28 protein-coding genes are annotated in these 26,155 nt (G+C 39.3%); 25 read left to right on the forward strand and 3 right to left on the reverse strand.

What is annotated here, in order from left to right; translation table 11 throughout:
* Window positions 1-10: 10 nt before the first annotated feature.
* On the forward strand, window positions 11-439 hold the full coding sequence (mntR, locus tag AA980_RS15245) for a transcriptional regulator MntR (RefSeq protein WP_024028719.1): 429 nt from the start codon (window positions 11-13) through the stop codon (window positions 437-439).
* Window positions 440-474: 35 nt separating this feature from the next.
* Here mntR and AA980_RS15250 read toward each other — a convergent pair whose 3' ends face one another.
* Together AA980_RS15250 and metA are read right to left on the reverse strand one after the other, a co-directional pair.
* The gene (locus AA980_RS15250) at window positions 475-687 is read right to left on the reverse strand and encodes a DUF3892 domain-containing protein (protein ID WP_024028718.1); all 213 of its coding nucleotides are present in this window, start codon (window positions 685-687) and stop codon (window positions 475-477) included.
* A gap of 103 nt (window positions 688-790) precedes the next feature.
* Window positions 791-1,705, reverse strand: coding sequence for a homoserine O-acetyltransferase MetA (metA, locus tag AA980_RS15255; protein WP_024028717.1), 915 nt, complete (start codon window positions 1,703-1,705; stop codon window positions 791-793).
* 237 nt (window positions 1,706-1,942) lie between these two features.
* Here metA and AA980_RS15260 point away from each other — a divergent pair, with 237 nt between their 5' ends.
* The 20 genes from AA980_RS15260 (at window position 1,943) to AA980_RS15360 (ending at window position 22,177) form a co-directional block, all read left to right on the forward strand.
* Window positions 1,943-3,625 carry a formate--tetrahydrofolate ligase gene (locus tag AA980_RS15260; protein ID WP_024028716.1) on the forward strand — a complete coding sequence of 561 codons (1,683 nt, stop codon included), beginning with the start codon at window positions 1,943-1,945 and terminating at the stop codon, window positions 3,623-3,625.
* Between the two features lie 14 nt (window positions 3,626-3,639).
* A complete protein-coding gene (locus AA980_RS15265) occupies window positions 3,640-4,161 on the forward strand; it encodes a hypothetical protein (protein ID WP_024028715.1) in 522 nt (173 codons plus the stop codon).
* A gap of 127 nt (window positions 4,162-4,288) precedes the next feature.
* Window positions 4,289-5,137, forward strand: coding sequence for a DegV family protein (locus AA980_RS15270; protein WP_024028714.1), 849 nt, complete (start codon window positions 4,289-4,291; stop codon window positions 5,135-5,137).
* A gap of 87 nt (window positions 5,138-5,224) precedes the next feature.
* Window positions 5,225-5,875 (forward strand): HD domain-containing protein, encoded by a 651-nt coding sequence (locus tag AA980_RS15275; RefSeq protein ID WP_024028713.1) that lies wholly within the window; start codon window positions 5,225-5,227, stop codon window positions 5,873-5,875.
* On the forward strand, window positions 5,872-7,761 hold the full coding sequence (locus tag AA980_RS15280) for an ABC-F family ATP-binding cassette domain-containing protein (protein WP_024028712.1): 1,890 nt from the start codon (window positions 5,872-5,874) through the stop codon (window positions 7,759-7,761). Before AA980_RS15275 ends, AA980_RS15280 begins: the two co-directional genes overlap by 4 nt.
* A gap of 94 nt (window positions 7,762-7,855) precedes the next feature.
* Window positions 7,856-8,989: a conserved virulence factor C family protein gene (locus AA980_RS15285; protein ID WP_034724125.1), complete on the forward strand. Its 1,134-nt coding sequence runs from the start codon at window positions 7,856-7,858 to the stop codon at window positions 8,987-8,989.
* A 57-nt stretch (window positions 8,990-9,046) separates the two neighbouring features.
* The gene (locus AA980_RS15290; protein ID WP_024028710.1) at window positions 9,047-9,481 is read left to right on the forward strand and encodes a BrxA/BrxB family bacilliredoxin; all 435 of its coding nucleotides are present in this window, start codon (window positions 9,047-9,049) and stop codon (window positions 9,479-9,481) included.
* Between the two features lie 178 nt (window positions 9,482-9,659).
* Window positions 9,660-10,253: a YpjP family protein gene (locus AA980_RS15295; RefSeq protein ID WP_024028709.1), complete on the forward strand. Its 594-nt coding sequence runs from the start codon at window positions 9,660-9,662 to the stop codon at window positions 10,251-10,253.
* Window positions 10,254-10,355: 102 nt separating this feature from the next.
* A complete protein-coding gene (locus AA980_RS15300) occupies window positions 10,356-10,937 on the forward strand; it encodes a TerD family protein (RefSeq protein WP_024028708.1) in 582 nt (193 codons plus the stop codon).
* Between the two features lie 77 nt (window positions 10,938-11,014).
* The gene (locus tag AA980_RS15305) at window positions 11,015-11,800 is read left to right on the forward strand and encodes a TerC family protein (RefSeq protein WP_024028707.1); all 786 of its coding nucleotides are present in this window, start codon (window positions 11,015-11,017) and stop codon (window positions 11,798-11,800) included.
* A 78-nt stretch (window positions 11,801-11,878) separates the two neighbouring features.
* The gene (locus tag AA980_RS15310) at window positions 11,879-13,066 is read left to right on the forward strand and encodes an HpcH/HpaI aldolase/citrate lyase family protein (RefSeq protein WP_024028706.1); all 1,188 of its coding nucleotides are present in this window, start codon (window positions 11,879-11,881) and stop codon (window positions 13,064-13,066) included.
* A complete protein-coding gene (locus tag AA980_RS15315) occupies window positions 13,017-14,372 on the forward strand; it encodes a phosphoribosyltransferase family protein (protein WP_024028705.1) in 1,356 nt (451 codons plus the stop codon). The genes AA980_RS15310 and AA980_RS15315 overlap by 50 nt, the downstream gene beginning before the upstream one ends.
* A 1-nt stretch (window position 14,373) precedes the next feature.
* Window positions 14,374-15,495, forward strand: a complete 1,122-nt coding sequence (locus AA980_RS15320; RefSeq protein ID WP_024028704.1) for a cysteine protease StiP family protein — start codon at window positions 14,374-14,376, stop codon at window positions 15,493-15,495.
* Complete coding sequence (locus AA980_RS15325) at window positions 15,492-16,301, forward strand: hypothetical protein (RefSeq protein ID WP_024028703.1); 810 nt, start codon at window positions 15,492-15,494, stop codon at window positions 16,299-16,301. Before AA980_RS15320 ends, AA980_RS15325 begins: the two co-directional genes overlap by 4 nt.
* A 453-nt stretch (window positions 16,302-16,754) precedes the next feature.
* Window positions 16,755-18,398, forward strand: coding sequence for a YceG family protein (locus tag AA980_RS15335; protein ID WP_024028701.1), 1,644 nt, complete (start codon window positions 16,755-16,757; stop codon window positions 18,396-18,398).
* A gap of 3 nt (window positions 18,399-18,401) precedes the next feature.
* Entirely contained in the window at window positions 18,402-19,505 is a 1,104-nt protein-coding gene (locus AA980_RS15340; protein ID WP_024028700.1) for a toxic anion resistance protein, read from the forward strand.
* 33 nt (window positions 19,506-19,538) lie between these two features.
* Window positions 19,539-20,150, forward strand: a complete 612-nt coding sequence (locus tag AA980_RS15345; RefSeq protein ID WP_024028699.1) for a TerD family protein — start codon at window positions 19,539-19,541, stop codon at window positions 20,148-20,150.
* Between the two features lie 33 nt (window positions 20,151-20,183).
* Window positions 20,184-20,762 (forward strand): TerD family protein, encoded by a 579-nt coding sequence (locus tag AA980_RS15350; RefSeq protein WP_024028698.1) that lies wholly within the window; start codon window positions 20,184-20,186, stop codon window positions 20,760-20,762.
* Between the two features lie 132 nt (window positions 20,763-20,894).
* Window positions 20,895-21,689, forward strand: a complete 795-nt coding sequence (locus tag AA980_RS15355; RefSeq protein ID WP_024028697.1) for a thymidylate synthase — start codon at window positions 20,895-20,897, stop codon at window positions 21,687-21,689.
* Window positions 21,686-22,177, forward strand: a complete 492-nt coding sequence (locus tag AA980_RS15360) for a dihydrofolate reductase (protein ID WP_024028696.1) — start codon at window positions 21,686-21,688, stop codon at window positions 22,175-22,177. The genes AA980_RS15355 and AA980_RS15360 overlap by 4 nt, the downstream gene beginning before the upstream one ends.
* Window positions 22,178-22,224: 47 nt before the next feature.
* On the opposite strand, the gene AA980_RS15365 is transcribed toward AA980_RS15360, so the two are convergent.
* Window positions 22,225-22,464 (reverse strand): hypothetical protein, encoded by a 240-nt coding sequence (locus tag AA980_RS15365; RefSeq protein WP_024028695.1) that lies wholly within the window; start codon window positions 22,462-22,464, stop codon window positions 22,225-22,227.
* Between the two features lie 327 nt (window positions 22,465-22,791).
* On the opposite strand from AA980_RS15365, the gene tatA reads away from it, so the two are divergent.
* From tatA to tapA, 4 genes are all read left to right on the forward strand, one after another.
* Window positions 22,792-22,986, forward strand: coding sequence for a twin-arginine translocase TatA/TatE family subunit (tatA, locus tag AA980_RS15370; protein WP_024028694.1), 195 nt, complete (start codon window positions 22,792-22,794; stop codon window positions 22,984-22,986).
* Window positions 22,987-23,088: 102 nt separating this feature from the next.
* A complete protein-coding gene (gene tatC / locus AA980_RS15375) occupies window positions 23,089-23,826 on the forward strand; it encodes a twin-arginine translocase subunit TatC (RefSeq protein ID WP_024028693.1) in 738 nt (245 codons plus the stop codon).
* Between the two features lie 687 nt (window positions 23,827-24,513).
* The gene (locus AA980_RS15380) at window positions 24,514-25,125 is read left to right on the forward strand and encodes a TasA family protein (protein ID WP_024028692.1); all 612 of its coding nucleotides are present in this window, start codon (window positions 24,514-24,516) and stop codon (window positions 25,123-25,125) included.
* A gap of 171 nt (window positions 25,126-25,296) precedes the next feature.
* Window positions 25,297-26,097: an amyloid fiber anchoring/assembly protein TapA gene (tapA, locus tag AA980_RS15385; protein ID WP_024028691.1), complete on the forward strand. Its 801-nt coding sequence runs from the start codon at window positions 25,297-25,299 to the stop codon at window positions 26,095-26,097.
* The last annotated feature ends 58 nt before the right edge of the window (window positions 26,098-26,155 follow it).

The raw sequence follows: 26,155 nt of genomic DNA on the forward strand, positions 1-26,155 counted from the left end.
AGGGTACGGGATGCCAACACCTAGTATGGAAGATTATATCGAACAAATATATATTTTGATTGAAGAAAAAGGATACGCACGAGTGTCGGATATTGCCGAAGCCCTGTCAGTACATCCCTCCTCAGTAACAAAAATGGTTCAGAAACTGGATAAAGATGAATATTTAGTATACGAGAAATATCGGGGACTTGTGTTAACATCTAAAGGTAAAAAGATTGGCAAGCGCCTAGTATTTAGACATGATTTGTTAGAGGAGTTTTTAAAAATTATCGGTGTAAAAGACGAAAATATTTATCATGATGTTGAAGGCATTGAGCATCATTTAAGCTGGGATTCAATTGATCGTATTGGTGATCTTGTTCAGTTTTTTGAAGAAGACGAGAGCCGGATTAAGGCGTTGAAAGAAATCCAAAAACAAAACGAGCAAGAACAGGTATAAAAAAGAAGCACCTAGCGAAAAATGGCTGGGTGCTTTTAAAATAAATTCGGGTAATGGTCAAAGGATTGGTCGGTTTCTGGCAATAACGAAAGATTCCCGTCTGAATCCTCGGAAGACTGGACACCTTGGATGAAGCCATTCTCTGTCTCTGCTAATGCCTTTCGATAAGAAATAATCCGGCCTTCGGACGTGACAAAGCTGATGATGTCTCCAAAATGGTTTCGATGAACACCTGTGATTGTTTCCAATTGAAATCCCCCTTTTCTCTTTTATTATTCCTTTATTGTATGAAGAATAAACAAAAAGGGAAGGAAAACAAAAAAACAAGCATCGAAGAGGTTCCTCCGATGCTTATTTTTGCCCCCAAGAATAGGGTGTTTCCTGATATACATAATAATTGAGCCAGTTGGAAAAGAACAGGTGGCCGTGGGACCGCCAGCGATTAATCGGCGGCTGTGCAGGGTCGTTATTTGGAAAGTAATTTTCCGGCATATGAATCTCCAAGCCTTTGTTTAAATCTCTTTCATATTCCTGTGCGAGTGAATCAGATTCATATTCCAAATGTCCAGTTATCATTACATGCTTTCGATTTCGAGAAGCAATCAACAAGGCTCCAGCATCCTCTGAGGCGGCCAATAATTTTAATTCTGGGTTATTCAAAATCGCTTTAATTGATACATCCGTATAGCGGGAATGGGGCGCATAGAAATGGTCGTCAAAGCCGCGCATTAAAAAATCATTATGTTCGAAAATTCGGTGCGCATATATGCCGGAACATTTCCGCTGCAGCTCAAATTTACCAATTCCGTAATGATAGTAAAGTGAAGCCTGTGCTCCCCAGCAAATATGTAAGGTTGAGGTCACGTTTTTGTTGGTCCAGTCCATAATTTCTTTTAATTCGCTCCAATATTTCACTTGATCGAATTCAAGAAGCTCAACTGGTGCACCTGTAATAATCATCCCATCAAATTGCTGATTTTTGATGGTTGAGAACGTGGTATAAAATTGCTCCAGATGCTGTTTACTAGTATGCGTAGATTCATAGGAATCGGTTTTCAAAAACATGACATTTACCTGTAAGGGTGTATTTCCTAATAATCTTAATAGCTGTGTCTCTGCCTTTTCCTTTTCGGGCATTAAATTTAAAATAAGGATATTTAAAGGTCTTATGTCCTGGCTAACCGCTCGTTCATCGTCCATGATAAAAATATTTTCCTGCTCAAGGACCTCCCGGGCAGGTAAAAGTTTTGGAATGTTAATTGGCAAGTGATCATCCCCCTCTTCTAATGTGTAATTCAAAATGTTACATTCATTAATACAACGCTGTCCAGATAAAAGTCAATGAATAGCACAAAAATTCGATATTTACATTATAAACATTATTATTAATTCAGAAAAGATAATAATTTGTTCATATTTAATCATCGGATTGGAACCCCTTTTTTGATACAATGAAGGGGTAGTTTAAATTCAAAATGTTGAATGTGGGGGATTAATGTGGCTATGAAAACATCTTTTAAGTCAGACATTGAAATTGCACAAGCATCAACGATGAAACCAATTGTAGAAATTGCTAAAAAAATTGGTTTAACAGAGGATGACCTCGAGCTTTTTGGAAAATATAAGGCGAAACTTTCTAATGAAGTACTAGCTAAAATAAAAACGAAAGAAAGTGGAAAAATTATTCTTGTCACCTCGATAAATCCTACTCCTGCAGGTGAGGGAAAATCGACGGTAACAGTGGGGCTAGCGGATGCTTTCACTCGGATTGGGAAAAAGGCAATGATTGCTATGCGTGAACCATCATTAGGTCCGACTATGGGAATTAAAGGCGGAGCAACAGGAGGGGGCTATTCACAAGTCCTGCCGATGGAAGATATAAACCTGCATTTTACGGGGGATCTTCATGCGATTACGACTGCCAATAATGCCCTCGCAGCCTTAATGGACAATCATCTCCAGCAAGGAAATGAACTGAATATCGATCAACGGCGCATCGTCTGGAAACGGGCAGTTGATTTAAATGATCGTGCCTTAAGAAAAGTGATTATCGGACTTGGCGGCCCGCTTCAAGGTGTTCCAAGAGAAGATGGCTTTGATATCACCGTGGCATCGGAAATTATGGCGGTCTTATGTTTAGCTGCAGATTTAAAGGATTTGAAATTACGATTATCGCGAATGGTTGTTGCCTATAATGATAAAAAGGAACCAGTTACCGTCGGTGATCTTGGTGTCGAAGGCGCATTAACATTATTGTTAAAGGACGCAGTTAAACCAAATCTCGTTCAAACAATAGAGCACACGCCGGCTCTTATACACGGCGGCCCGTTTGCGAATATTGCTCATGGCTGCAACAGTGTAATTGCGACAACCGCAGCAGCAAAACTTGCGGACTATGTCATCACTGAAGGCGGCTTTGGGGCCGATTTAGGTGCCGAGAAGTTTTTACATATTAAAGCTAGGAGTGCCGGAATTAAACCGGAAGCAGTTGTGGTTGTTGCGACCATTCGAGCTTTAAAAATGCATGGCGGCGTTCCAAAAACCGAATTGGCAAAAGAAAATATTGCCTCATTGACACTTGGATTTGCCAACCTGCAAAAACATATTGAAACCATTAAAAGCTTTGGACTTCCCGTTGTGGTTGCGATTAACAAGTTTATTACCGATACAGAATTAGAGGTTCAAACATTATTAGAATGGTGTCGAAGGGAAAATGTTGCCGTCGCTTTAACCGAAGTTTGGGAAAAAGGCGGAGCAGGCGGCATTAAACTTGCTGAAGAGCTTTTAGCTGTCATTGAAAAAGAAGAAAACAAGTTCCATCCGTTATACGACTTATCTGATTCGATTGAACAAAAGGTTAGAACGATTGTTCAAAAGGTATATGGCGGCAAGGATGTTGAGTTTTCCTCGAAGGCGAAAAAACAATTACTTGATTTTGAAAAGTTCGGCTGGTCTAATTTAGCTGTTTGTATGGCCAAATCACAATATTCCTTGTCCGATGACCCAACAAAGCTTGGAAGACCAACAGATTTCACCGTAACGGTCAGAGAGTTTAAACCATCGATTGGGGCGGGGTTTATTGTGGCGTTAACAGGAGAGGTCATGACAATGCCTGGCCTGCCTAAAAAACCGGCAGCCTTAAAAATGGATGTCGATGAAAACGGGAATGCGGTTGGGCTTTTCTAAAGGAGAAATAATATATGTTTGATCCAACAGCCTTTGATAATATGAAGGTGGTTATTGAAGGTGCGCTTTATGATAAGGATAGCAGCGGTGACATTGTCATTATCGATCGAAACGATCTCATCAATATGGCGAAAATGTCGCGTCGGTTTAACGTATCCTTTCAATTACCCAACAGTTCTATCACAGCTGTCATTGAGATGGAAGCGAAGCTTGTGAATTTAGCAGCGGAGCTAATCCCAAGCTCCCTTTCAGGACAGCTTGCAGGATGTCATGTGAAATTGCAATTTTTCCTTGAACAACAACACGGAAAAATGGAGTATCATGCAATAGAGGATATCCTATTGAATGTATGGGGAGTAACTAGAAAAATAACGATGGCTGTGCACTATAATCCCTTGGAAATTGAAAAAAAGGTTTCAAATGTCATAACAGTAGAATTTGGTCGATTGATTGGTGAAGACCAATTGGATGATTTGGTGGAAATGACCGAGGTCATGACTACAACCATACAGGAATTGGAGCACTATTATAATTAGATATAACCTTGTGCAGAGCCGGATTGTAAATCGGCCCTGTTTTTTTTGTGTATAATATTTACAATTCTAAAAATTATAGTTACTATTAATAGTAGGTACCAATATTGAAAATAAGGAGAGATTGCCGGTGGTTAAAACCGCTTGGGTTACCGATAGTACTGCATTCTTAGATGAGGAATTAAGAAATCATCCTGATATATATACGATTCCATTAACAATTTTACTTGATGGAGAGGAATTTTCTGATGGGATTGATCTAACTCCCTCCCAGTTATTTGAACGATTAAAGCATCTAAAAAATCCGCCAAAAACCTCACAGCCATCTGTAGGAGCCTTTCAAACATTATATAATCAACTTTCAATAGAATATGACCAAGTGGCTGCTATCCTATTATCGGAAAAACTAAGCGGAACGGTTTCCTCAAGCGAGCAAGCTGCGAAGCTTGTCGAGATTCCAGTCACAACGTTTGATTCAAAAATCCTAACATATCCAATGTCAGCTTTACTAAAAAAAGGAATGGAATTACAAAGAGCAGGTCATAGTTTAGAATCGATAATGTCAGAACTTGAAACAATCAGAGACACAAATGAGACTTATGTTCTTGTTGGCAGCTTGGAGCAGCTTCATCGCGGCGGGAGAATGTCAGGGCTGCAATTCTTTCTAGGCAGCATGCTAAATGTAAAACCAATTATTTCGATTGAAGACGGAGCCCTGTCTGTGAAAGAAAAGGTAAGAAGCGAGAAAAAGGCGAAAGAAAAAATCCTTGATTACTTCAGGATATCCTACGAGAAATATAAGCTAAAGGAAGTGTATATCCTGTACGGTTTACATGAATCACCAGCCGCTGCATTGAAAGCAGAACTCGAAGAACAATTTCCAGAGTTGAAAGTCATCTGCTGTCCATTAGGGGCGGTCATTGGCGTGCACGCAGGAGAAAACACCCTCGGGATCAGCTGGCATAATGGCTTGAAATAACAACCAAAAAATAACCTCGAAGTACTGGGGTTATTTTTTATTTGTTATTCATGCTAAAATAGCAGGGATAAAGGCAGGTGTTCGATAATGACAAATCAACTCATAGAAATAACAGAAGTGTATGTTCGGAATGAACTTGGTGAAGAAGCCACCGGTCATGATTGGTACCATGTTGACCGGGTTCGGCGCAATGCCTTATCTATCGGCAAGAAAGAAAAGGCAGGAGACCCGTTTATTATAGAAATGGCATCCCTTCTCCATGACATACCAGATGAAAAATTAAATGAAAGTGCTGAAAAAGGCAGGGCAAAGCTCGATTCTTTTTTTCAAACAATCGAATTAGCAGACGGGGTCAAAAACCACATCATTCAAATTATCGAATCGATCTCATATAAAGGCGGACGAAAAATGGCTCTTGGATCTGTTGAGGCAAAAATCGTTCAGGATGCTGACCGTTTGGATGCGATCGGAGCAATAGGAATTGCCCGGACATTTGCTTATGGGGGGAAAAAAGGCCAGCTCATTTATGATCCGAATATTAATGTCAGAGAAGAAATGAGCATGGAAGAATATCGAAATGGTAAATCAACAAGCATCCATCATTTCTATGAAAAACTGCTAAAATTAAAAGAATTACTGAATACAGAAGCAGCCAAAAAAATGGCGGAGAGCCGACAGCAAATGATGCTGGACTTCTTAGAACAATTTTACCAAGAATGGGATGGACAAGAATCATGAAAATGCTCACAGTTGAAAATATTTCGAAAACGTACGGGGAGAAACAGCTCTTTAATGATATTTCTTTTACAATCAGCGAAAAAGAGCGTGTCGGCTTAATCGGAATTAATGGCACCGGAAAATCCTCACTATTAAAAATCATTGCTGGCTTGGACACTCCTGATGACGGTAAGATTATCACAGCAAAAGACTATTCAATCGCTTTTTTAGACCAACAGCCGGAGCTTGATGCTAAGAAAACGGTTCTTGAACAAGTCTTTCATGGTGAAGCGCCGATTTTAAAGCTGATGCGTGAATATGAACAAACGTTATTACAGCTAAATAGCAATCCAAATGCTGTGAAAATTCAGGAAGAACTTTTTCAATTACAAAAGCAAATGGATGCCCTTAATGGCTGGGATGTTAGCACAAATGCCCAATCGATTTTAACGAAATTGGGGATTGAAGATTTTAGTCAAAAAATCGGCGAGCTATCCGGCGGGCAAAAAAAGCGGGTTGCCCTTGCGCAAGTATTAATTGCCGAGCCTGATTTACTCATCTTAGACGAGCCGACGAACCATCTTGACTTTGATTCCGTTAAGTGGCTCGAAGATTATTTAAGCAGATATAACGGGTCGATTTTATTGGTTACCCATGACCGCTACTTTTTGGACCGGGTTGCGAATCGCATGTTTGAATTAGATGGCGGACATTTATATAGCTACAAGGGAAATTATGCGGCATTCATTGAAGCGAAAGCGATTCGTGAGGAAAATGAGGCAGCCACCTTTGAAAAAAGAAAAAATCTGTTCAGACGAGAACTTGAATGGATGAGACGCGGTGCCAAAGCAAGAACAACAAAGCAAAAGGCGCGGATTCAGCGATTCGATGAATTAGACGACAAGCTTTCAAGCGGGAAGCCTGCTAGTGAGAAACTGGATATTTCATTAAATGGGAGCAGGCTCGGCAAGCAGGTTTTTGAATTGAAGGATGCTTCGAAACAGTATGGTGAGAAAACCATCTTACATCACTTTGATTTACTCGTTAAGCCGGGGGATCGGATTGGAATTATCGGCCGCAATGGAACAGGGAAATCAACCTTATTAAATATTCTTGCGAAGAAGATTTCACTTGATGCTGGTGAATACATCATGGGACAAACGGTGAAGATTGCTTATTATACGCAAGAAAGCGAAGACATGGATGAAAACATGAGAATGATTGAATACATTAAAGAAACAGCAGAGATTGTTGAAACCTCCGATGGGAAAACGATTTCGGCTGCTCAAATGCTTGAACGTTTTCTCTTTCCATCGTTTACACATGGAACGCCGATTCGTAAGCTTTCTGGCGGTGAAAAACGCCGGCTCTATTTATTGAAGCTGTTAATGACGGCACCTAATGTCCTCCTGCTGGACGAGCCTACCAATGATTTGGATACACAAACCTTAACCGTTCTGGAGGATTATCTTGAAGACTTCCCTGGAGTCGTGATAACTGTTTCCCATGATCGCTATTTTCTTGATAAGGTGGCGGAACAGCTCCTTGTTTTACTAGGTGAAGGAGTCATTACTTCTTTCTATGGAAATTACACGGAATTTCTTGAAAAAGAAACGGAAACAGAACGGCAAAAACCAGTAACCGTTTCAAGTCAGCCATCGAAAGCACCAGAAAAAGAAAAGAAGAAAAAAATGACGTTTAAGGAGAAAAAAGAGTGGAGTGAAATTGACGAGATTATTGTAAAAACAGAAGCACGGCTTGAAGAAATTGCAGTTGAAATGGGAAATGCGGGCAGTGATTTCACGAAAGCACAAGATTTGATGAAACAAGAAGCGGTGTTGAATGAAACGCTCGAACATTTAATTGAACGCTGGAGTTATCTGGCTGAATTGGCTGAAAATGAGTAGGGAGCAAACAAATCGACGCCGAGCATCCCCAATGAATGTACCCTCGCCAATGTGTTAAACTTGAGGGAGAAATCAAAAGAATTAGGTGATGGTATTGAAAATTAAAGCAATTGAACCGACTCCAAGTCCGAATACGATGAAAATTATTTTAGACCAAGAATTGCCAATGGGAAAAAGCCATAATTATAAAAAAGATACAGCTATGGATGCACCAGCCGTAATTCAATCAATTTTACAAATTGAGGGAATTAAAGGGGTTTACCATGTAGCCGATTTTCTTGCAGCTGAACGAAACGCAAAATATGATTGGAAGGAATTGTTAGCGAAAGTCCGTCAAGCTTTTGGTGAAAAAGCGTCCGATGTTGCCAGTGCCGAAATAGTGGATGAACATTATGGTGAAATAAAGGTCGAAATCCAACTATTTAAGGATATTCCGCTTCAAGTAAAACTCACAGACAGCTTTACTGAGCGGCGGTTTGGCATGCCGGAAACCTTTTTAAAGGCAAGGGAGCGGGCGCAGCTGCCAGAAGATAATTATATTCTTTTGAGGAAATGGCAGAATCAAGGTGTCCGCTATGGAGATTTTGAGCAAATTGGGCAGGAGGTTGTCGAGGAATTAATTGCGGCTTATCCAAAAGAACGTCTTGAAGCACTTGTCACAAAAGCCCAGACAGACTGGGCGGTTTCTGACCAGAAACCGAAACGGACGCGCAGAAAAGTATCGCTTGCCGATTTACAAAACCCAGAGTGGCAGATTCGTTATCAGCTCCTTGAGCAAATGGACGATCCAGAACTTGAGGATTTGCCTATCCTCGAGAAAGCTTTATCGGATGAAAAGCCTTCGATTCGCAGATTAGCAACCGTCTATCTTGGTATGATAAAAGAGAAAGAAGTCCTGCCCTATTTATATAAGGCATTAATGGATAAAACCGTAACAGTCCGCAGAACTGCAGGTGATTGTTTATCCGATTTAGGCTTCCAAGAAGCCGCTGATGAAATGGCCAAATCACTAAAAGATTCCAGCAAATTGGTCCGCTGGCGGGCAGCGATGTTCCTCTACGAAGTAGGGGATGAAAAGGTGCTTGCCGCTTTAAAAGCTGCCGAAAATGACCCTGAATTTGAAGTAAGTTTGCAGGTGAAAATGGCGATTGAACGTATTGAAGGCGGCGGGGAAGCCAAAGGTTCAGTCTGGAAGCAGATGACAGAATCAAGAAAAACAGACAATTAAGTGGTCAAATAACAAATGATTTAGTATCCTAAAATGGAAGAAATGGAGTGATGAAATATGTCTAATGCTTATGAAGAATATATGAAACAAATGGTTTTACCGATGCGCGAAGAGTTAACAAGAGCTGGTTTTGCGGAGCTGACAACTCCTGAAGCTGTTGAGGAGTTCATCGAAAAGACAAGCGGAACAACACTTGTTGTTGTGAATTCCGTGTGCGGCTGTGCCGCCGGATTAGCCCGTCCTGCAGCAACACAGGCTGTTTTAAACAGTGCGAAAAAACCGGATCATCTTGTGACGGTTTTCGCCGGCCAGGATAAAGAAGCAACTGCTAAAATGCGCGAGTATTTTGAAGGTATTGAGCCTTCATCGCCATCAATGGCCTTAATAAAGGATAAAAAAGTAGTTCATTTTATCCCGCGCCATGATATTGAGGGAATGCCAATGGAAACAGTGATGCAGAATCTACTCGGTGCTTTCGAAACAAACTGCTAAAAAGGATGTCATTTGACATCTTTTTTTTATTCTCAAATATTCTATCTAGTTTAAGAAAACGGAAATTATAAAAATATTCCAAACTGTTTTTTTTCATTTTTACAAAAAAAGAAGTATAATATTTTTAAAGTAACCCAAATTGACAATTAAAGTTCAATAGAATAAAGGGGAATGAAAAATGAACAAATGGCTCCGTAAATCATTATTTGTAGTGGTTTCCGCTTTAACCTTTGGTCTTGTTACACCAACACAGCTAATGAATAACGTTAATGTAGAGAAACCGAGCGACAGAGATGCCTTTGAAGCATCAGCAACTGAACGCAGTCTATCGTCGACTACTGCATTTTTAGAAGAATCAGAGTTTGATAGAGATAAGTTTATCGAAAATTTAATCAAACAGGCAGAAAATCAGTCCTATCAAAAGTTTGGCACTAGAATAAAGCCAGTAATTGAAAATGAATTTCGTGAGGTTATTTTGCCAAATATAGAAAAAGCAGTTGACGAAACGGCAGCGCAATTCCCTGAAGAAAATTTAAAAAATCTAACGATAACTGAGCAGCCTGGTTCTGGACATTCTGAAAAAATTTTTAATATAAAAAATGGTGAAACAGGAAAAGATATTTTACGATTTCATGTTAGACGAGATAATCCACCTAAAGCGGGATACTGGTTTAATTTTCATTATCATACCTATCATGATGATTTCCAAAACCATCATGAGCTTGGGGCGATTTATTGGGCAAAAAATACACCGCCAAAATGGATGAGTTAGTGGTTGAATTTGCGAAGCGATATGAAAAAATTTATTATAGAATGAAACCTTTTTATCAGAGACTCGTAAATAGACTATTACCTAATTTGGAGGAATGAAGAAATGGCAGTAAGTTTATCAAAAGGCCAAAAAGTAGATTTAACAAAAACAAATCCAGGGTTGGTGAATGTGGTTGTCGGCCTTGGCTGGGATACGAATAAATATGATGGAGGACATGATTTTGATCTTGATTCTTCTGTATTCCTTTTAGGGGAAAACGGAAAGGTTACCAATGAAACAGACTTTGTTTTCTACAATAATCCACAAGCGGCTAACGGAGCCGTTGTACATACTGGGGATAATCGAACAGGTGCCGGCGATGGAGATGATGAAGCAGTAAAGGTTAATCTTTCAGCCGTTCCTGCTAATGTCCAGCGAATTGCTATTACGATTACGATTCATGATGCTGAAAGCAGAAATCAAAACTTTGGACAGGTCTCAAATGCCTATGCTCGAATTTACAATGAAGCTAATGGTGAAGAACTAATCCGATATGATTTAGGCGAGGATTTCTCAATTGAAACGGCTATTATTGCCGGTGAATTATACCGCCATAATGGCGAGTGGAAGTTCAGTGCCATCGGCAGCGGTTATCAAGGCGGATTAGCAGCGCTCGCAACGGATTTTGGCCTATCAATAGGTTAATAATTAGAAAATGATGAGGCCCAATAGTGAATGGGTCTTTTTAGAGAAAATGTATACATCTAGGAGGAATTCATTTAATGTCAGTTTTAAATCATATATTGGAAACATATGCATTATTCTTTGATTGGGATCATTGGGCACAGGTATTAACCGATCCAGTCAGCTGGGGACTAATTGGTACCCTGATTATTTTAGAAGGACTGCTTTCGGCTGATAATGCACTGGTATTAGCAGTAATGGTCAAGCACTTGCCGCCTAAAAAGAGGAAAAAAGCTCTATTTTATGGTTTGCTGGGTGCATACTTCTTCCGATTTCTCGCAATCGGAATCGGAGTTTACCTCATTAAGTTTTGGCTCATTAAAGCACTTGGAGCAGCATACTTGGCATGGTTATCGATAAAATATTTCATCGATAAGCGTAAAGCGGGCACGGATGACGAGGAAGAAGATGCAAAAGGTATGAACCAAGGAGGTTTACTGATTCGTTTATTTGGCACCTTCTGGGGAACGATTGTTGCTGTTGAACTAATGGATATTGCCTTTTCAGTTGACAGTGTTCTTGCCGCTTTTGGTGTCAGCGACCAAATCTGGGTTTTATTTGTTGGTGGAGTCCTCGGCGTATTAATGATGCGTGGTGTTGCAGGGGTATTTCTTACGTTAATTGATAGAGTCCCTGAACTTGAAACAACGGCATATATCTTAATACTTATCATTTCCGCAAAGATGTTACTCAGCCTTCCTGCAATCGGTTTTGAATTAGAATCGCTGCATTTCTTCCTCATTTTACTTGTAACATTTGCGGCAACTTTTATCGTCCACTTTATGAATAAGAAAAAAGAAGGAAGCAAAGAAAATCATTTATAAAATTTTGTTTTAAAAGGGGAGCTGACGAAAGTCCGTTTCCTTTCTTTTTTACCCTTTACAGAGGAGAAGAACGAAAAGATGAATTTTTTTACATATTTCTATGAAGAAGATTTAGCTAAATTTTTCTATCAAAAGCCGCAAGACTTTAATAAATTTTCAAACCGGGAGCTTTTGTCCTACGGATTGGGGGCAACCCTTTATATGCCGGCGACCCGGCCGAATATTCATCAGGAAATTCTTTCGAAGAAGCATGAAGGCTTAACATCCCTTGCCATTGACCTGGAAGATGCTGTTGGTGACAACGAAGTTCTGGGTGCTGAAACACTGCTGATTGATGAACTGGTAAAATTATCAGGAGAATTGAACAAGGGATTTTTAGGTATTGAAGATTTGCCATTAATGTTTGTCCGTATCCGTAGCCTTGAGCAATTTAAACGGATAATCGAACAATTAGGAGATGCGACAAAGCTTCTTACTGGGGTGGTGCTTCCTAAGTTTACGGAAGGTATTGGGGAAGAGATGCTGCACGAGGTTTTGCGGATTCATTCGGAGCAGCATCCTTTTTATGCGATGCCGATCCTGGAGACAGCTAAGGTTATTCAAAAAGAAACAAGAATGGAAGAATTAATGAATATAAAGCATCTTCTTGATCGTTACAAGGAAAATATTTTAAATGTGCGGATTGGGGCAACAGACTTTTGTGGCTTATATGGGATTCGCAGGAGTGCGGATACGACGGTTTATGATATTGCGGTTTTAAGAGATTGCATTTCCGACATTGTTAATGTCTTTCAACGGTTTGATAGTCCATATGTGGTTTCCGGACCCGTTTGGGAATACTTTTCAGCGAAAAAGAGGATGTTGAAGCCTCAGCTTCGGCAAACACCGTTTCGTGAACGGTACGGGGTTGAGGGATTAAAATGGAGGACCAAATTGATAGATGAAAACGTAGATGGGTTGATTCAGGAAATACTGATGGATATTGCAAACGGTTTAACTGGGAAAACGATTATCCATCCCTCCCATATAAAAATCGTGCAGGCACTCAATGTCGTTTCCTATGAGGAATATATCGATGCCAGTAATATCATAAATGCCGCCAATGGAAATATTGGCGTAATGAAAAGTGATTTTGCGAATAAAATGAACGAAATCAAGCCGCATTATTATTGGGCCAAGAGAATAATCTTAAAATCAAAGCTTTACGGGGTGCTGCATGAAGAATTCACAAACATTGACCTTATCAAACAAGAAGTATACGTATAATATCCTTGATTCGATTGAAACGGAGCTTGAGATAGCTGCAAATCCGTATCATCTGCCTATTGAAGAGTTGTTTACAATGGCGGCTCGCATTAATAAGAAGCGCTCGTTTTTGTTTGTCAGTAAAGTGCTTGGAAAACATTTGCCGATTAATCCAAATAAAGGGCTGTTAACAGGGGCATTATTGGCCGCTAGATTTTTAGAATCAGTAAAGGGCATAGAGTGTGAAAAAAAGGAGAGCCTGCTGTCTTCATTTACAAACGGTGAAGCCTGCGATAGTTTTTCCTTTATTCCGAAAGATGTCCATCCTGTTATCATTGGTTTTGCTGAAACGGCAACCGCCCTTGGCCATGCCTTCTTTGATTGCTTTCAAGCTGCTGCCTATTTTCATACAACTAGAGAAGAGCTCATAAATGGAAAACCCGTGATTACTTTTGAAGAAGAGCATTCTCACGCGACCTCGCATCGCTGTTATATTCCACTGGAAATACTTGATAATGACCGAGAAATCATTATTGTTGACGATGAAATGACAACAGGAAAATCAGCGATAAATATTATCCAGTCCATTCATGCCAAATTTCCAAGGCGCGTTTATACGGTAGTAAGCATTTTGGATTGGCGTTCTGAAGAAAATCAAGCTGAATTCTCCCGCCTTGAGGAAGCTCTTGGAATAAAAATTCATGTAGTAAGTCTTTTATCTGGCCAGGTGCACGTGAAGCAGCTGAAAGAAATTGAGAATCCGACGAAAAGAGCTGAATGGAACGAGAGTAAGGAGTCGTCAGTTGAATTACTGCAGCTGGCTGATTTTTTTACAGCGACCCCGGGCGCATCTATTAATCCGTTAAACAAGGCAGCGTATATCAAAGAGACGGGACGGTTTGGTCTAAGAAGTCATGAAAACATCGCCCTTGATGATAAGGTTTCTGCAGCAGCTTTCGTTTTAAAACAAAGCAGAACGGGTGGAAAAACCCTGTGTCTTGGAACAGGGGAATTTATGTACCTTCCAATGAGATTAGCCGCTCAGATGGGCAGCGGGATTTACTATCAATCAACAACGAGAAGCCCAATATATGTTGAAAACAAAGAAGGATATGGTGCGCGGTTTGGGGGGGCCTTTCCAAATCCAGAGGATCCGGTGATCACACACTTTGTTTATAATATCCCCCCAGGTCATTACGATGAAATATTTGTCTTTTTCGAAAGAGAAGTAGATTATGAGAATATGCAGCCATTGCTAAAGGAACTAGAAAAATTTGAAATTAGGTCGATAAAGCTCGTCTATTTTTCAAAAGTCAGAGGTGAATAACTTGCAAAATACAATCAACAAACCTGCGAATATTGGAACGTACCATGAGAGTGACGTGCTTTTTCTATTAAAGGATTTAAGTGATATTCAGCTGGAAGATTCCGCTGTTAATCGGGAATTACAAATCCAATCTGGCGGTCATTATAGTGAATCCTTGCCGATTGAGTATCAGCCTCCAAAAGAGTATGTCGATTTATTTTGGAAAACATTGATGGAGTACAAACAAAAAGTGGCGGTATGTGTAGGAATTGTGGCCGAACAAATCTATCAATTAAAAGGGAAAAATGCAATTCTTGTTTCCCTTGCCCGTGCCGGGACGCCTGTAGGAATCTTGATTAAGAGATACTTAAAAATGCGCTACAATGTGTCATTGCCGCATTATAGTATTTCCATCATTCGCGACAGGGGAATTGACGAAAACGCGCTACACTATATTATTGACAAGCATCCAAATGGAACTATTCAATTTGTCGATGGCTGGACAGGAAAAGGGGCCATTTCGATTGAGTTAACAAATGCCTGCCAGGATTTTGAACAAAAATATCAGATTAAACTTGATGATACGCTCGCTGTCATTGCCGATCCAGGCTACTGTACGACCCTTTACGGAACAAGGGAAGACTTTTTAATCCCAAGTGCTTGTTTAAACTCGACTGTCTCCGGGCTTGTGAGCCGGACGGTTTTAAATGATAAATACATCGGCAAGGATGATTTTCACGGGGCTAAATTTTACCGCGATTTGTTTCCAGACGATGTTTCCAATGAATTCATTGATATGATTTCTTGTGAGTTTCCCTTTATTGCTGAGGAGGCTGCGGAAATAGCTTCGCAAATGAGCCAAGAGAAAATCGAAACAGGTTTTTTAGGAATGGAAGATGTAAAGAGAATCCAAGCTGAATTCGCGATTGAAAGCACACACTTTATCAAGCCTGGCGTCGGAGAGACGACTAGGGTTCTTCTCCGCCGGGTTCCGTGGAAGATATTAATGCGGGACCCATCAAGCCCTTTTGTCAAACACATCCTTATGCTGGCCGAAGAAAAAGGGGTTGAAGTGATTCCTTATCCTAATTTGAACTATTTGTGCTGCGGCTTAATCAAATCGGTGAAGGAGAAGCAAGAATGATTTTTGCATCTGACCTTGACCGCACATTAATGTATTCGAAACGGGCAATCCAAGAGCTTGGTAATGCTGGGGGTGCTGAGCTGAAACCCGTTGAGAAAAAAGATAACAACTGGGTTGCTTATATGACAGAAGCCTCTTTCATCGCGTTAGAAGAACTGGCCCGGCAAAGTTTATTTGTCCCCGTTACAACGAGAACAACCGAGCAATTTAAGCGATTCGTGATTTTCGCTCACGACATTCCGATTAAATATGCAATTACTTCAAATGGAGCTGTTATTCTCAATCAAGGTGTGCCAATGGAAGAATGGACGGAGCATATTTTTGCCCGTTTGCATACTGAGTCGGTCCAACAAGATGAATTACTAGCGATTATACAAAGAGAAGGATTTCATTTTGATGGGCAAAAGAAGCAGGCAGAGAAGCTGTTTTTTTATTATATCTTAAATAGTCAGCCTTCTCTGTTTGATAGGAAAGTCCTCAATGAATTAGTGTTAAAATATGGCTGGAGGATTTCCTTGCAAGGAAGGAAGCTGTACTTTATCCCGCGAGCAATCAGTAAAGGAGATGCCCTTGAATTTATTTGTAAGCTTGAGGGGACGAAGGCGATAGCGGGAGCAGGCGACTCCATCCTTGATTGGGACTTCCTGCAGAACTGCCAATATCGTTTTGTGCCAAGACATGGCGAACTAACGAATTTGGAAAATACAAATGGCCTTACATTTACGCTGAATAAGGGTGTGGATGCAGGTGAAGAAATTCTTCACCAGTTTTTAAAATTGATTCCCATAAAATCTAGTTCTTTTTAACCAACCGGTTGAACACAAAAAAATATAGGCTGAAAAAAGCTGCGAAGCTGACAAAAAAGAATAGAATTGAAACGGATATTGATTGCAGCACTGGGGAGAGCAGCAGCGTGAAAACTAAACTGATTACAAAAAGATCAAGATAAATAAACGCATCAGAGGTCATAATTTCCAATAAGGAATTTATTTCCTTATCAATGAGCTCCATCTTCGGGCGCTTATATAAAAATCTCATTCAAGTCACCTACTTTAGTTTGGATACTCCATTAGTATGTAAGGACAAGGAGAAAGGTGAAAAATGATCAAATAACCTAAAATAACGAAACATTTTTAGCTGACTTTCGTATAAACAAATGAACACTTTTGGTAACTGTGATATGATGATAAGGTACCTTTACATAATTTAACTAACAGTCTTGAAAATAAGCTTTCGCTTTCAGAGGGAAGGGATTATGAATGTATCCACCATTAAATCAATTGAGCGTCCGTCCTGTAGGGGCCCTTTCCAATGAAAACTGGTCTGGTATGCTGAAAAAGCCATTGCCAGAACGGCCAAATTATTCGCTGGAAAATGGAACCATTCAGATTGGGCAAGTACTGGGGAAGTTTTTGGGAATACCGATTGATACGGACGATTATTATAACCAGCTTTATGATTATGTTAATAATACGGCAGAATGGAATCTGCATTTGCTAAGTGAGGAGTCACTTGATAAAACTATCAACAACGCCCACTTTCAAGCAATTCAAAAAGTATTTAACATTAATCAAGAACAGAAGCTGTCGATTAACCGTTTTACTGCTTTTCTTGACGGGGAGCAGCTTTTGTTAAAGTCAAGTGTACCTGTAATCCATCGTAAATTAAGAGAAGCGATGATTGCAACGCTTGAATTGTACACAAAAATCGAAACTGACGGGTTGAAAAACCAAGAGCTGAGAAGAGTTCTCGTTGATCTTGTTAAGTGGTCCATCAACCATTTGCAGCCACAATTGGAGACGGCTGACCCGCAAAAAGCGATGCCGAAATTTTTGTGGTACGGTGACTTTAAGAAGAGCCATCAATATTTTTTATTTTATTTAAGCAAGCTTGGCTGCGATATTGTTATTTTTCATCCCGAAGGTAAGGATATTTTAGCAGGAATAATTGATGAGCCCGTTTTCACGCATCGATTCCAAAATAACCTGCCTGCGGAACCGTTTCCTACTGAAAAACGGACCAGGAAAACAACGGTTGCTTACCGGGCATCAAAAGAGATTGAAACAATATTAAACCAAGAAGGTTCCGGCCTTTATAAACCTTGGCAATTAAGGGATTACACGCCTTCTTCAATTACGTTAAAAACAACATATGATGAACTGTTTATTCTTTGTAAAGAAATAGCGATGATTCGACCTGATTTCGAAGTGAGGAATGGGGAAGTTAAAATTCCTACGATTTTCGCTAAAGTACAAGGGGTAAGCAGGAATCGAAAAGAATACTGGGAACGGCTGCAAGCGCTTAGCCAATTAGAGCATAGTTTACTGATTCGTAAACTCCCTCTGACAATCGCAAGCACGAGCGATTTCCGCTTTCATTATCGCAATGCACTGGGCAGAGATGGTTTAATTGTCCCTGAAAATATGATGCGGTCGCACTACTGGCCCTATTCATTTTTATCAGCTGGCCTGCAAAAAGGAATTGCCAATGCCGTTAGAAGCATCTGCGAGAAACCAGGACTAAAGCCTTTACCGAATGAAAGTCTAGAAGATGTGAAAATGTATCTTTTTACCCAGGCAATGTTTATGCAAAAAAATATTATTCAATTGCTAGAACGATTTGACTATTCGCAGCATGTCCCGAAAGTAATTATTTACAATAATGAATTATCGGGGATGCTTTCGAGATCGGATGCGGCGCTGCTGCTGCTGCTAAATCAGTTCGGTATTGATATCGTACTTTACAATCCGCCAGGTCATAATGATATCGAAAATTACCTCGATGACCAATTATATGATAAACATTGGCTTGATGATATAGTATTTGAATTGGAATTTAAAGAGCCCTCTCTTTTCAAAAAAGGGCTTTTTCAAGGAATCTTAAAAAATTTAAGGGGAGATTAACAAGTGAATCTATCGCCAAATCCATCAAATGGCTTAACTCCTGCAGCCGTGGACGACAAATTAACGGAGACAAAGGCTTCTGACATCAAGCTTGCTCTTCGCAAGGAACCGGAAATTCAAAATTTGGCCCGCACGATTGATGAGCGCGACCAAATTCAAGTATTAGAGTTTGGGAAAGAACCTGCCGTGCAAATATCGCGTTTTTCCGATCAGATTTTGAGCAATATGCGGACGACAAAGGTAGAAGATTCGGGTGAACTTCTTAAACACCTTGGCCGAATTATGGATAAATTCGATGCGAAGGATTTCCAGAAAACCTCCGGCGGCATTTTTGGCAAGCTCTTTAATAAGGGCGAAAAAATGATAGAAAAGCTGTTTGGAAAATACCAAACGATGGGTCAGGAAATTGATAAGGTATATGTGGAAATTTCTAAATATCAGCATGAAATGGTCGACTCAACAACCATGCTTGAACAAATGTATGAACAAAACTATCAATACTATTTGACGCTGGAAAAATACATTGTTGCCGGTGAAATCAAGGTCGAGGAGCTAAAAAATACTCAGCTTCCACAGCTTGAGGCACGTACTGCCTCAGGTGATCAGCTAGCATCGATGCAATTGGATTCATTGAAGAATGCGATAGAGCTGTTAGAACAGCGGATTTATGATTTAGAAATGGCGAAAATGGTTTCCTTGCAGACAGCACCGCAAATCCGCCTGCTGCAAAGAGGGAATACAAAGCTAATTGGGAAAATCAATTCCGCTTTTGTTACGACAATTCCAATTTTTAAAAATGGCTTAATTCAAGCCGTGGCAGCAAAAAGGCAGAAGCTTGTCGCTGATTCGATGAGTGAGCTTGACCGCAGGACAAATGAAATGCTCCTTAAAAATGCTCAAAATATTTCGCAGCAAAGTACTGATATTGCAAGGCTTGCCGGCGGTCCAAGTATTAAAATCGAGACAATCGAGGAATCTTGGAATATTATCATCAAAGGGATGCAGGAAACACGAGCAATTGAAGAAGAAAATAAACGGATGAGAATTGAAGGCACAAAACGGTTAGAACAGCTGCAGGATAATTTTAAAAAGCTGAAACAATCATAGTTACTATAAAATTTCTTAATTGGGGTGGATGAATTGGCTATTAATTTGCAAAAAGGTCAACGAGTTGATTTAACGAAAAGTAATCCGGGACTATCTAAAATCTTGGTAGGACTAGGCTGGGATCCGGTCCAAAGCGGTGGCGGCGGCGGTTTCTTTGGCGCACTGTTTGGCGGTGGCAGTGCTCCGAATATTGACTGTGATGCTTCTGTTATCATGTTAGGAGCAAATGATAAGCTCCAAAACAATAAAGATGTCATTTATTTTGCGAATTTAAGAAGCAATGATGGCAGTGTTCAGCACACTGGAGATAATTTGACTGGGGATGGAGACGGCGATGACGAGCAAATCATCGTCGACTTAAGTAAAGTTCCATCAAGAATTCAAAAGCTTGTTTTCGTTGTTAATATCTATGATTGTGTAAAAAGAAGACAACATTTCGGCATGATTCAAAATGCGTTTATCAGGATTGTTAATCCTACCAATAACCAAGAGCTGATCCATTATAATTTATCAGATAATTATGGCGGGCTAACTTGCCTGGTTGCTGGGGAATTATACCGCCATGGCAATGAGTGGAAGTTCGCTGCCGTAGGTACTGGCACGACAGCTGGCAGCCTTAGTGAAATTGTTCGTAGTTATAGCTAAAAAAATATAAAAGTTCTTGATGGGGTGATTAATTTGGGTATTAACTTAGCAAAAGGACAAAGAGTAGATTTAACCAAAACGAATCCTGGGTTAACAAGGGCAATTATCGGCCTTGGATGGGATACCAACCGCTACAGCGGGGGACATGACTTTGATTTAGATGCATCCGCATTTTTAACAGATGCAAACAACAGGGTGATTAATGATTTGGACTTCATTTTTTACAATAACTTAATTCATTCTTCAGGTGCGGTCGAACATACAGGGGATAACCGGACGGGCGAAGGTGAGGGTGACGATGAACAAATCAAGATCAATTTCAGTAAGGTTCCGTCCCATGTTCATCGGATTGCTATTACGGTTACGATTCATGATGCCGAAGCAAGAAGCCAGAACTTTGGTCAAGTCTCAAATGCCTTCGTTCGTTTAGTTGATGAGGAAACAGGCAGCGAGGTTCTAAGATATGATCTTGGCGAGGACTTTTCAGTTGAAACCGCTGTAGTGATCTGCGAGCTCTACCGCCATAACGGCGATTGGAAATTCAATGCGATTGGCAGTGGCTTTGCAGGTGGACTAGCATCCCTTTGCCGTAACTTTGGGTTGCAAGTGTAATTTTTTTCGAAAAAGCTGCCTTTTTTGCAGCTTTTTCTATTGATTGGTGACCACTTTCTCATATCAATTGAATAAATAGCTCCACTCCACTAAAATTAATAGATATGAATTGCAGATAAGGGAGTGTCAGATGTGAAGCAATATTTACAATTATGTGAGCATGTGTTAAAAACGGGTACTGTGAAGAGCGATCGGACCGGTACGGGAACAATCAGTACCTTTGGTTATCAAATGAGATTTAATTTAGAAGAAGGTTTTCCACTAATTACTACTAAAAAGCTTCATTTAAAATCGATTATTTATGAGTTGCTTTGGTTTTTAAAAGGCGATACGAACGTTCACTACCTGCAGGAAAATGGTGTCCGAATTTGGAATGAGTGGGCAGATAAAAACGGTGAATTAGGGCCGATTTATGGTCATCAATGGCGGTCCTGGACAGGGGCCGATGGGAAAACGGTTGATCAAATTAGTGAATTAATTGAGCAAATCAAGACAAATCCAAATTCAAGAAGACTGCTTGTCAACTCCTGGAACGTAGCTGAAATTGATAAGATGGCGCTGCCTCCTTGTCATTGCCTGTTCCAATTTTATGTGGCAGATGGGAAATTGTCTTGTCAGCTCTACCAGCGCTCAGCAGATGTATTCTTGGGAGTTCCATTTAACATCGCTTCTTATGCCCTGTTAACGTTAATGATTGCTCAAGTATGCGACTTAAAGCCGGGAGAATTTATACATGCGTTTGGCGATGTTCATATTTATCAAAACCATCTTGAACAAATTAACGAGCAAATGAAAAGAGAACCGCGGATACTGCCGATTCTAAACATCAATCCGAATGTTAAGGATATTTTCTCATTTGAATTTGAAGATTTTAGCTTAGATGGATATGATCCACATCCACATATAAAAGGAGTGGTCAGTGTATGATATCCTTTATTGTTGCTATGGATGAAAATAGAGTAATCGGCAAGGATAATCAGCTCCCCTGGCATCTTCCAGAAGATTTAAAGTTTTTTAAAAAGGTGACAATGGGGCATCCGATTGCGATGGGGAGAAAAACGCATGAGTCGATTGGCCGCGCGCTCCCTGGCAGGGAGAATATTGTAATTACCCGAAAGCACGGCTATCAATCCGAGGGATGTACGGTCTTTCACTCAGTGGAGGAGTTTATCAAGTACAGCCGTAAACAAAAGGAAGAAATTTTTGTCATCGGCGGGGCGGAAATTTTCAAAGAAACATTTGCCTATGCAGAATGTCTTTACATCACGCTTATTCATGAAGAATTTGCAGGGGACACTTTCTTTCCAGCTTTTGATCTTGAAAACTGGGAGCTCAAATCCTCTGAAAAAGGGACAAAGAATGAAAAAAATCCTTATGATTATGAATTCCGGATATATCAACGAAAAGCAAAGTAAACGAAAAGAAAGCCTCGGCAATTTATGCTGATGCTTTCTTTTCAATATTATAAATATGTCCCATTTAATTCGTATTCCGCTAATTTTGCAAGCATACGTCTGAATTCATGGGGATGGCAAAACTCTTCCTCGTGGAAGTGGGTTTTAACCCAAGCAATTAATTCAATCGGGCTATTAAAGTATTCGCCGCTTCGGTCACTTTTGCGAATGGTGTATCTTCCATTGTCATCATCAATTGTAATCTCAACAGGGAGGGCTCCATCATAACTGCTTAGTGAAAATTCCATCCTCATCACATCCATTCCATAGGGTTTTAAATCTTCATTAGTATATGTTTCTATTGTTCAAATTATATGCAAAAAACGACCAGTTGTCAAAATATTTAAAAAAATTACGCAGAACAATTGGACATTGACTTAAGTTGTGGTTATTGATAAATTGGTCTATAGAGATTTAAATGAGCTTTATAAGGGAAATGCTAAACATCACAGGTAGGTTAATTTTAACGGATATTGTGAACTTACTATGAATTATTCCAGAAAATTAACCCAAAATGAATTTTCGATACTATAATCATAGTAGAAACACACAAACTTTGAAGGGGATGTTAATCCATGTTTTCAAATATCGGAGTACCCGGATTAATTTTAATTTTAACGCTTGCATTGATCATTTTTGGACCGAAGAAACTTCCGGAAATCGGAAAAGCTTTCGGACAAACTTTAAAGGAATTTAAAAAGTCTACTCGCGAACTTACGGACGATGTAATGAAAGACATCGATGAAGTAAAGAAAGATGTGACTAAATAAGGTGTAAGATTTGCGTCTTACACCTTTTTTTCTCGAGATTTGTAACTATAAGACACGTGAATACGTGTTAATCTTCATCCTATGAAATTGGCAGGGGATTACATGGAAGATAAAGAATTAAATTTAGTTGATCATTTAGAGGAATTGCGCAAACGGATTATTATATCGGCACTAGCATTTGTTGTCTTCTTTATTGCCGGTTTTATTTATGTCGATGATATCTATCGATGGTTTGTCGGTGATACCAAACTAATGGTTCTCGGCCCGAGTGATATTATGTGGATTTATTTTATGCTGGCAACAGTAATTGCCGTAGCAGGGACGATCCCTGTTTTAGCGTTACAAATATGGTTGTTCGTTAAGCCGGCATTAAGACCAATTGAGAGAAAAATTACGCTATCCTATATACCTGCATTATTTTTCTTATTTCTACTAGGCCTTGCCTTCGGATATTTTGCTATTTTTCCGATGGTTCTGGACTTTTTGGTGAAAATGGGTCAAGATATGTTCGTCACAAACTTCACAGCTGAGAGATACTTTAGCTTTATCATGAATATGACCCTCCCATTCGGGGTGCTATTCGAACTTCCAGTAGTGGTCATGTTTTTAACTTCTCTTGGGATAATCAATCCCTATCTTTTAACAAAAGTTCGAAAATATGCCTATTTTGTTCTTATCATAATTGCCGTCGTTATTACACCGCCGGACTTTATGTCTGATTTTGTTGTGACTTTGCCGCTCCTGCTTCTTTATGAGATTAGTATAAACTTATCGAAATTTGTTTATCGGAAGCGATTGAAAAAATTGCAGCAAGAAGAGGATGAAATAATCGAAGCCTAAAGACCTTACGAGATCTAAATCTGTGAATAACGAAAATAGTCCCCATTTCAATTCGTTGGAATGGGGACTTTTAATTAAGTTTTATTCCTTTCATCCATCCAAGCTTGAAATTTCACGTAATTAAGATAATCCCTGAAAGCATTTTTTTTAAGCCATTCTCTATAGCAGACTGTATTAAAGCCTTCCACTCATTGTCCAGCACATAGTTTATAGATTCATCGTCTAACAAGGAATCTATACTGACATCTAAGGGGATTGCCACCTTTTTTACAAATTGCATCGATGGATTTGATTGCAAGCCCCGTTGTAATTGGCTCAAATAAGACTTGAAACATTTGCCAGCTTCGCAAGCTCTGTAAGCTAATACCCCTTATTTTCCCGCAGATATTTGATCCGTTCCCCAATCATCACCCTCATCTCCTAATAGTAAAGCAAAAAATTTACACTCTATCATTCAATATAAAGCACAATAGATTCATTATAAAATACAAAATAGTAAGAAAACTAGAGAAAACTAGAGAAAAAGCCCTGAAATTGTTCTTAATTAAGAAAATTTGTCTATATTTGGGGTTTTTCAAGTTGGTTGTTTTGGCCTATACTCAACTTATAAGTTCGTTAAGGAGAACAAAGTAAACCACTGACACGAACTTATAGCAAAAAAACAGGGAATAAGAGGAGGAAACAAAAATGAGTCTTAAAAAGAAATTAGGTTTAGGCGTAGCATCAGCAGCATTAGGTTTGTCATTAATTGGTGGAGGTACATATGCTTACTTCAATAGCGTTGCCACAACAAACAACGCCTTTACAGCAGGTACATTAAATTTAGCAGCAAGTCCAACAACAATTATTGATGTGAAAAATATCAAGCCTGGTGACTGGATGAATCGTACGTTTAAGTTAGAAAACAACGGTACATTAGATATTTCAAAGGTGTATTTATATACTAACTATACTGTTTCCGGTCCGAATTTAAAAGGTGATGATTTCGGAAAGCACATCATCGTTCATTTCTTAAAAAATGAGGATAAGAGCTCTATCCTTGGACCTAGTAATGTAATTGCTAGCAAAACTCTTTATGAATTAAAAAATATGAGTCCTGATGCAGTTAAAAACCAAAGCCCATCTTTCTTAGGTATTCAAGGTGGGGAAAAATCAGGATTAGATGCTGGTACAAAGGATAATATGTACGTTAAATTTGAGTTCGTTGATAACGGAAAAGACCAAAACGAATTCCAAGGTGCATCCTTACAACTTGAATGGAAATTTGACGCACAGCAAACTGCTGGAGAAAATAAATAATATAGAAAAAAGAAGGGTGGGGCCATACCCATCCTTCTTTTAAAGTACTATCAATATTTATTCTTTTCACGTTAAATAAATTTTCCATTACTTTATCTAAGGTGAAGAAAATAAAAACAAGATTCTTACATAGTAATTATATATTTAAATAGTTTCAAGGAGATGAGGGGAGTGATTAGGATTAGATATTCGAGATTAAAAAGGTTGGGGAAAAAAGATAAAAAAATTAAACTAGCATCCCAAATCTTAGCAATTTGGTATCTGCTGCTGTTTACAGTTGGATATTTATCCTCTGATACCGGTGCATACTTTAATTCCTCATCACAAATAAGTGGGGCCATTACAGCGGGGACATGGCAAGAACTCTGGGATAAAAGTTCACTCAAGTTTAAAAATGGTGAAAATGAAAATAGCAAAAAGGTGAAAGACCAAATGATTACTAATTGCGATGTGGTTGAAATTACAGCTGCAATTCAAAATGTTGGCAATGATATGAAAGGTCAATCACAGTTTGAAGTGTTCTACAATGAAAGTAAAAATCCGAAGGATGGGCAAAAAATAGGCGAAGGAAACATTGAGCCGCTTAAATCTGGTGAATTAGCTATCCTTAAATATTCTGTAAACAACCCTGGTAACTATAAATTTAAGGCATTACAACGCCCAGGTCATGCTAATAAGTACGAAACAAGGCAAGAGCTATGGAGTGAAACAATTACTGTCAAATGCCAAGCATCAAGTAAGTCTCAAAATGAGGAAAAATCCACTTCTCAAACACAAGAAGTAATTATTCCGGAAAATAAGAAGAATCAATCAACCGAAGGTACTAAAGATAAAACGCAACAATCATCAAACGAAGATTCTAAAGAAGTGCCTCCATCAAATGAACAAAATCAATCGAAACAAAGTGGAACAGAAGAGAATCATAGCCTAAGTAAGTTTGCAGATGATGGTTCTGCAAGTGAAGGTAATTAACAAATGGAATTCATTTTATATAAGTAAAAATACCTTCAATTTTGTAAAAATAATATGT

Source organism: Neobacillus vireti, from assembly GCF_001026695.1.
In the GTDB taxonomy this organism is placed as follows: Bacteria; Bacillota; Bacilli; order Bacillales; family Cytobacillaceae; genus Neobacillus; species Neobacillus vireti.

Coding starts and splice junctions, on each gene's coding strand:
- AA980_RS15335 (WP_024028701.1), top strand. CDS start 16,755: ATGTATCCACCATTAAATCAATTGAGCGTCCGTCCTGTAGGGGCCCTT.
- AA980_RS15310 (WP_024028706.1), top strand. CDS start 11,879: ATGAATTTTTTTACATATTTCTATGAAGAAGATTTAGCTAAATTTTTC.
- AA980_RS15305 (WP_024028707.1), top strand. CDS start 11,015: ATGTCAGTTTTAAATCATATATTGGAAACATATGCATTATTCTTTGAT.
- AA980_RS15290 (WP_024028710.1), top strand. CDS start 9,047: ATGTCTAATGCTTATGAAGAATATATGAAACAAATGGTTTTACCGATG.
- AA980_RS15315 (WP_024028705.1), top strand. CDS start 13,017: ATGAAGAATTCACAAACATTGACCTTATCAAACAAGAAGTATACGTAT.
- AA980_RS15265 (WP_024028715.1), top strand. CDS start 3,640: ATGTTTGATCCAACAGCCTTTGATAATATGAAGGTGGTTATTGAAGGT.
- AA980_RS15360 (WP_024028696.1), top strand. CDS start 21,686: ATGATATCCTTTATTGTTGCTATGGATGAAAATAGAGTAATCGGCAAG.
- AA980_RS15275 (WP_024028713.1), top strand. CDS start 5,225: ATGACAAATCAACTCATAGAAATAACAGAAGTGTATGTTCGGAATGAA.
- AA980_RS15380 (WP_024028692.1), top strand. CDS start 24,514: ATGAGTCTTAAAAAGAAATTAGGTTTAGGCGTAGCATCAGCAGCATTA.
- AA980_RS15260 (WP_024028716.1), top strand. CDS start 1,943: ATGAAAACATCTTTTAAGTCAGACATTGAAATTGCACAAGCATCAACG.
- tatA (WP_024028694.1), top strand. CDS start 22,792: ATGTTTTCAAATATCGGAGTACCCGGATTAATTTTAATTTTAACGCTT.
- AA980_RS15280 (WP_024028712.1), top strand. CDS start 5,872: ATGAAAATGCTCACAGTTGAAAATATTTCGAAAACGTACGGGGAGAAA.
- tatC (WP_024028693.1), top strand. CDS start 23,089: ATGGAAGATAAAGAATTAAATTTAGTTGATCATTTAGAGGAATTGCGC.
- AA980_RS15365 (WP_024028695.1), bottom strand. CDS start 22,464: ATGGAATTTTCACTAAGCAGTTATGATGGAGCCCTCCCTGTTGAGATT.
- mntR (WP_024028719.1), top strand. CDS start 11: ATGCCAACACCTAGTATGGAAGATTATATCGAACAAATATATATTTTG.
- AA980_RS15325 (WP_024028703.1), top strand. CDS start 15,492: ATGATTTTTGCATCTGACCTTGACCGCACATTAATGTATTCGAAACGG.
- AA980_RS15295 (WP_024028709.1), top strand. CDS start 9,660: ATGAACAAATGGCTCCGTAAATCATTATTTGTAGTGGTTTCCGCTTTA.
- AA980_RS15300 (WP_024028708.1), top strand. CDS start 10,356: ATGGCAGTAAGTTTATCAAAAGGCCAAAAAGTAGATTTAACAAAAACA.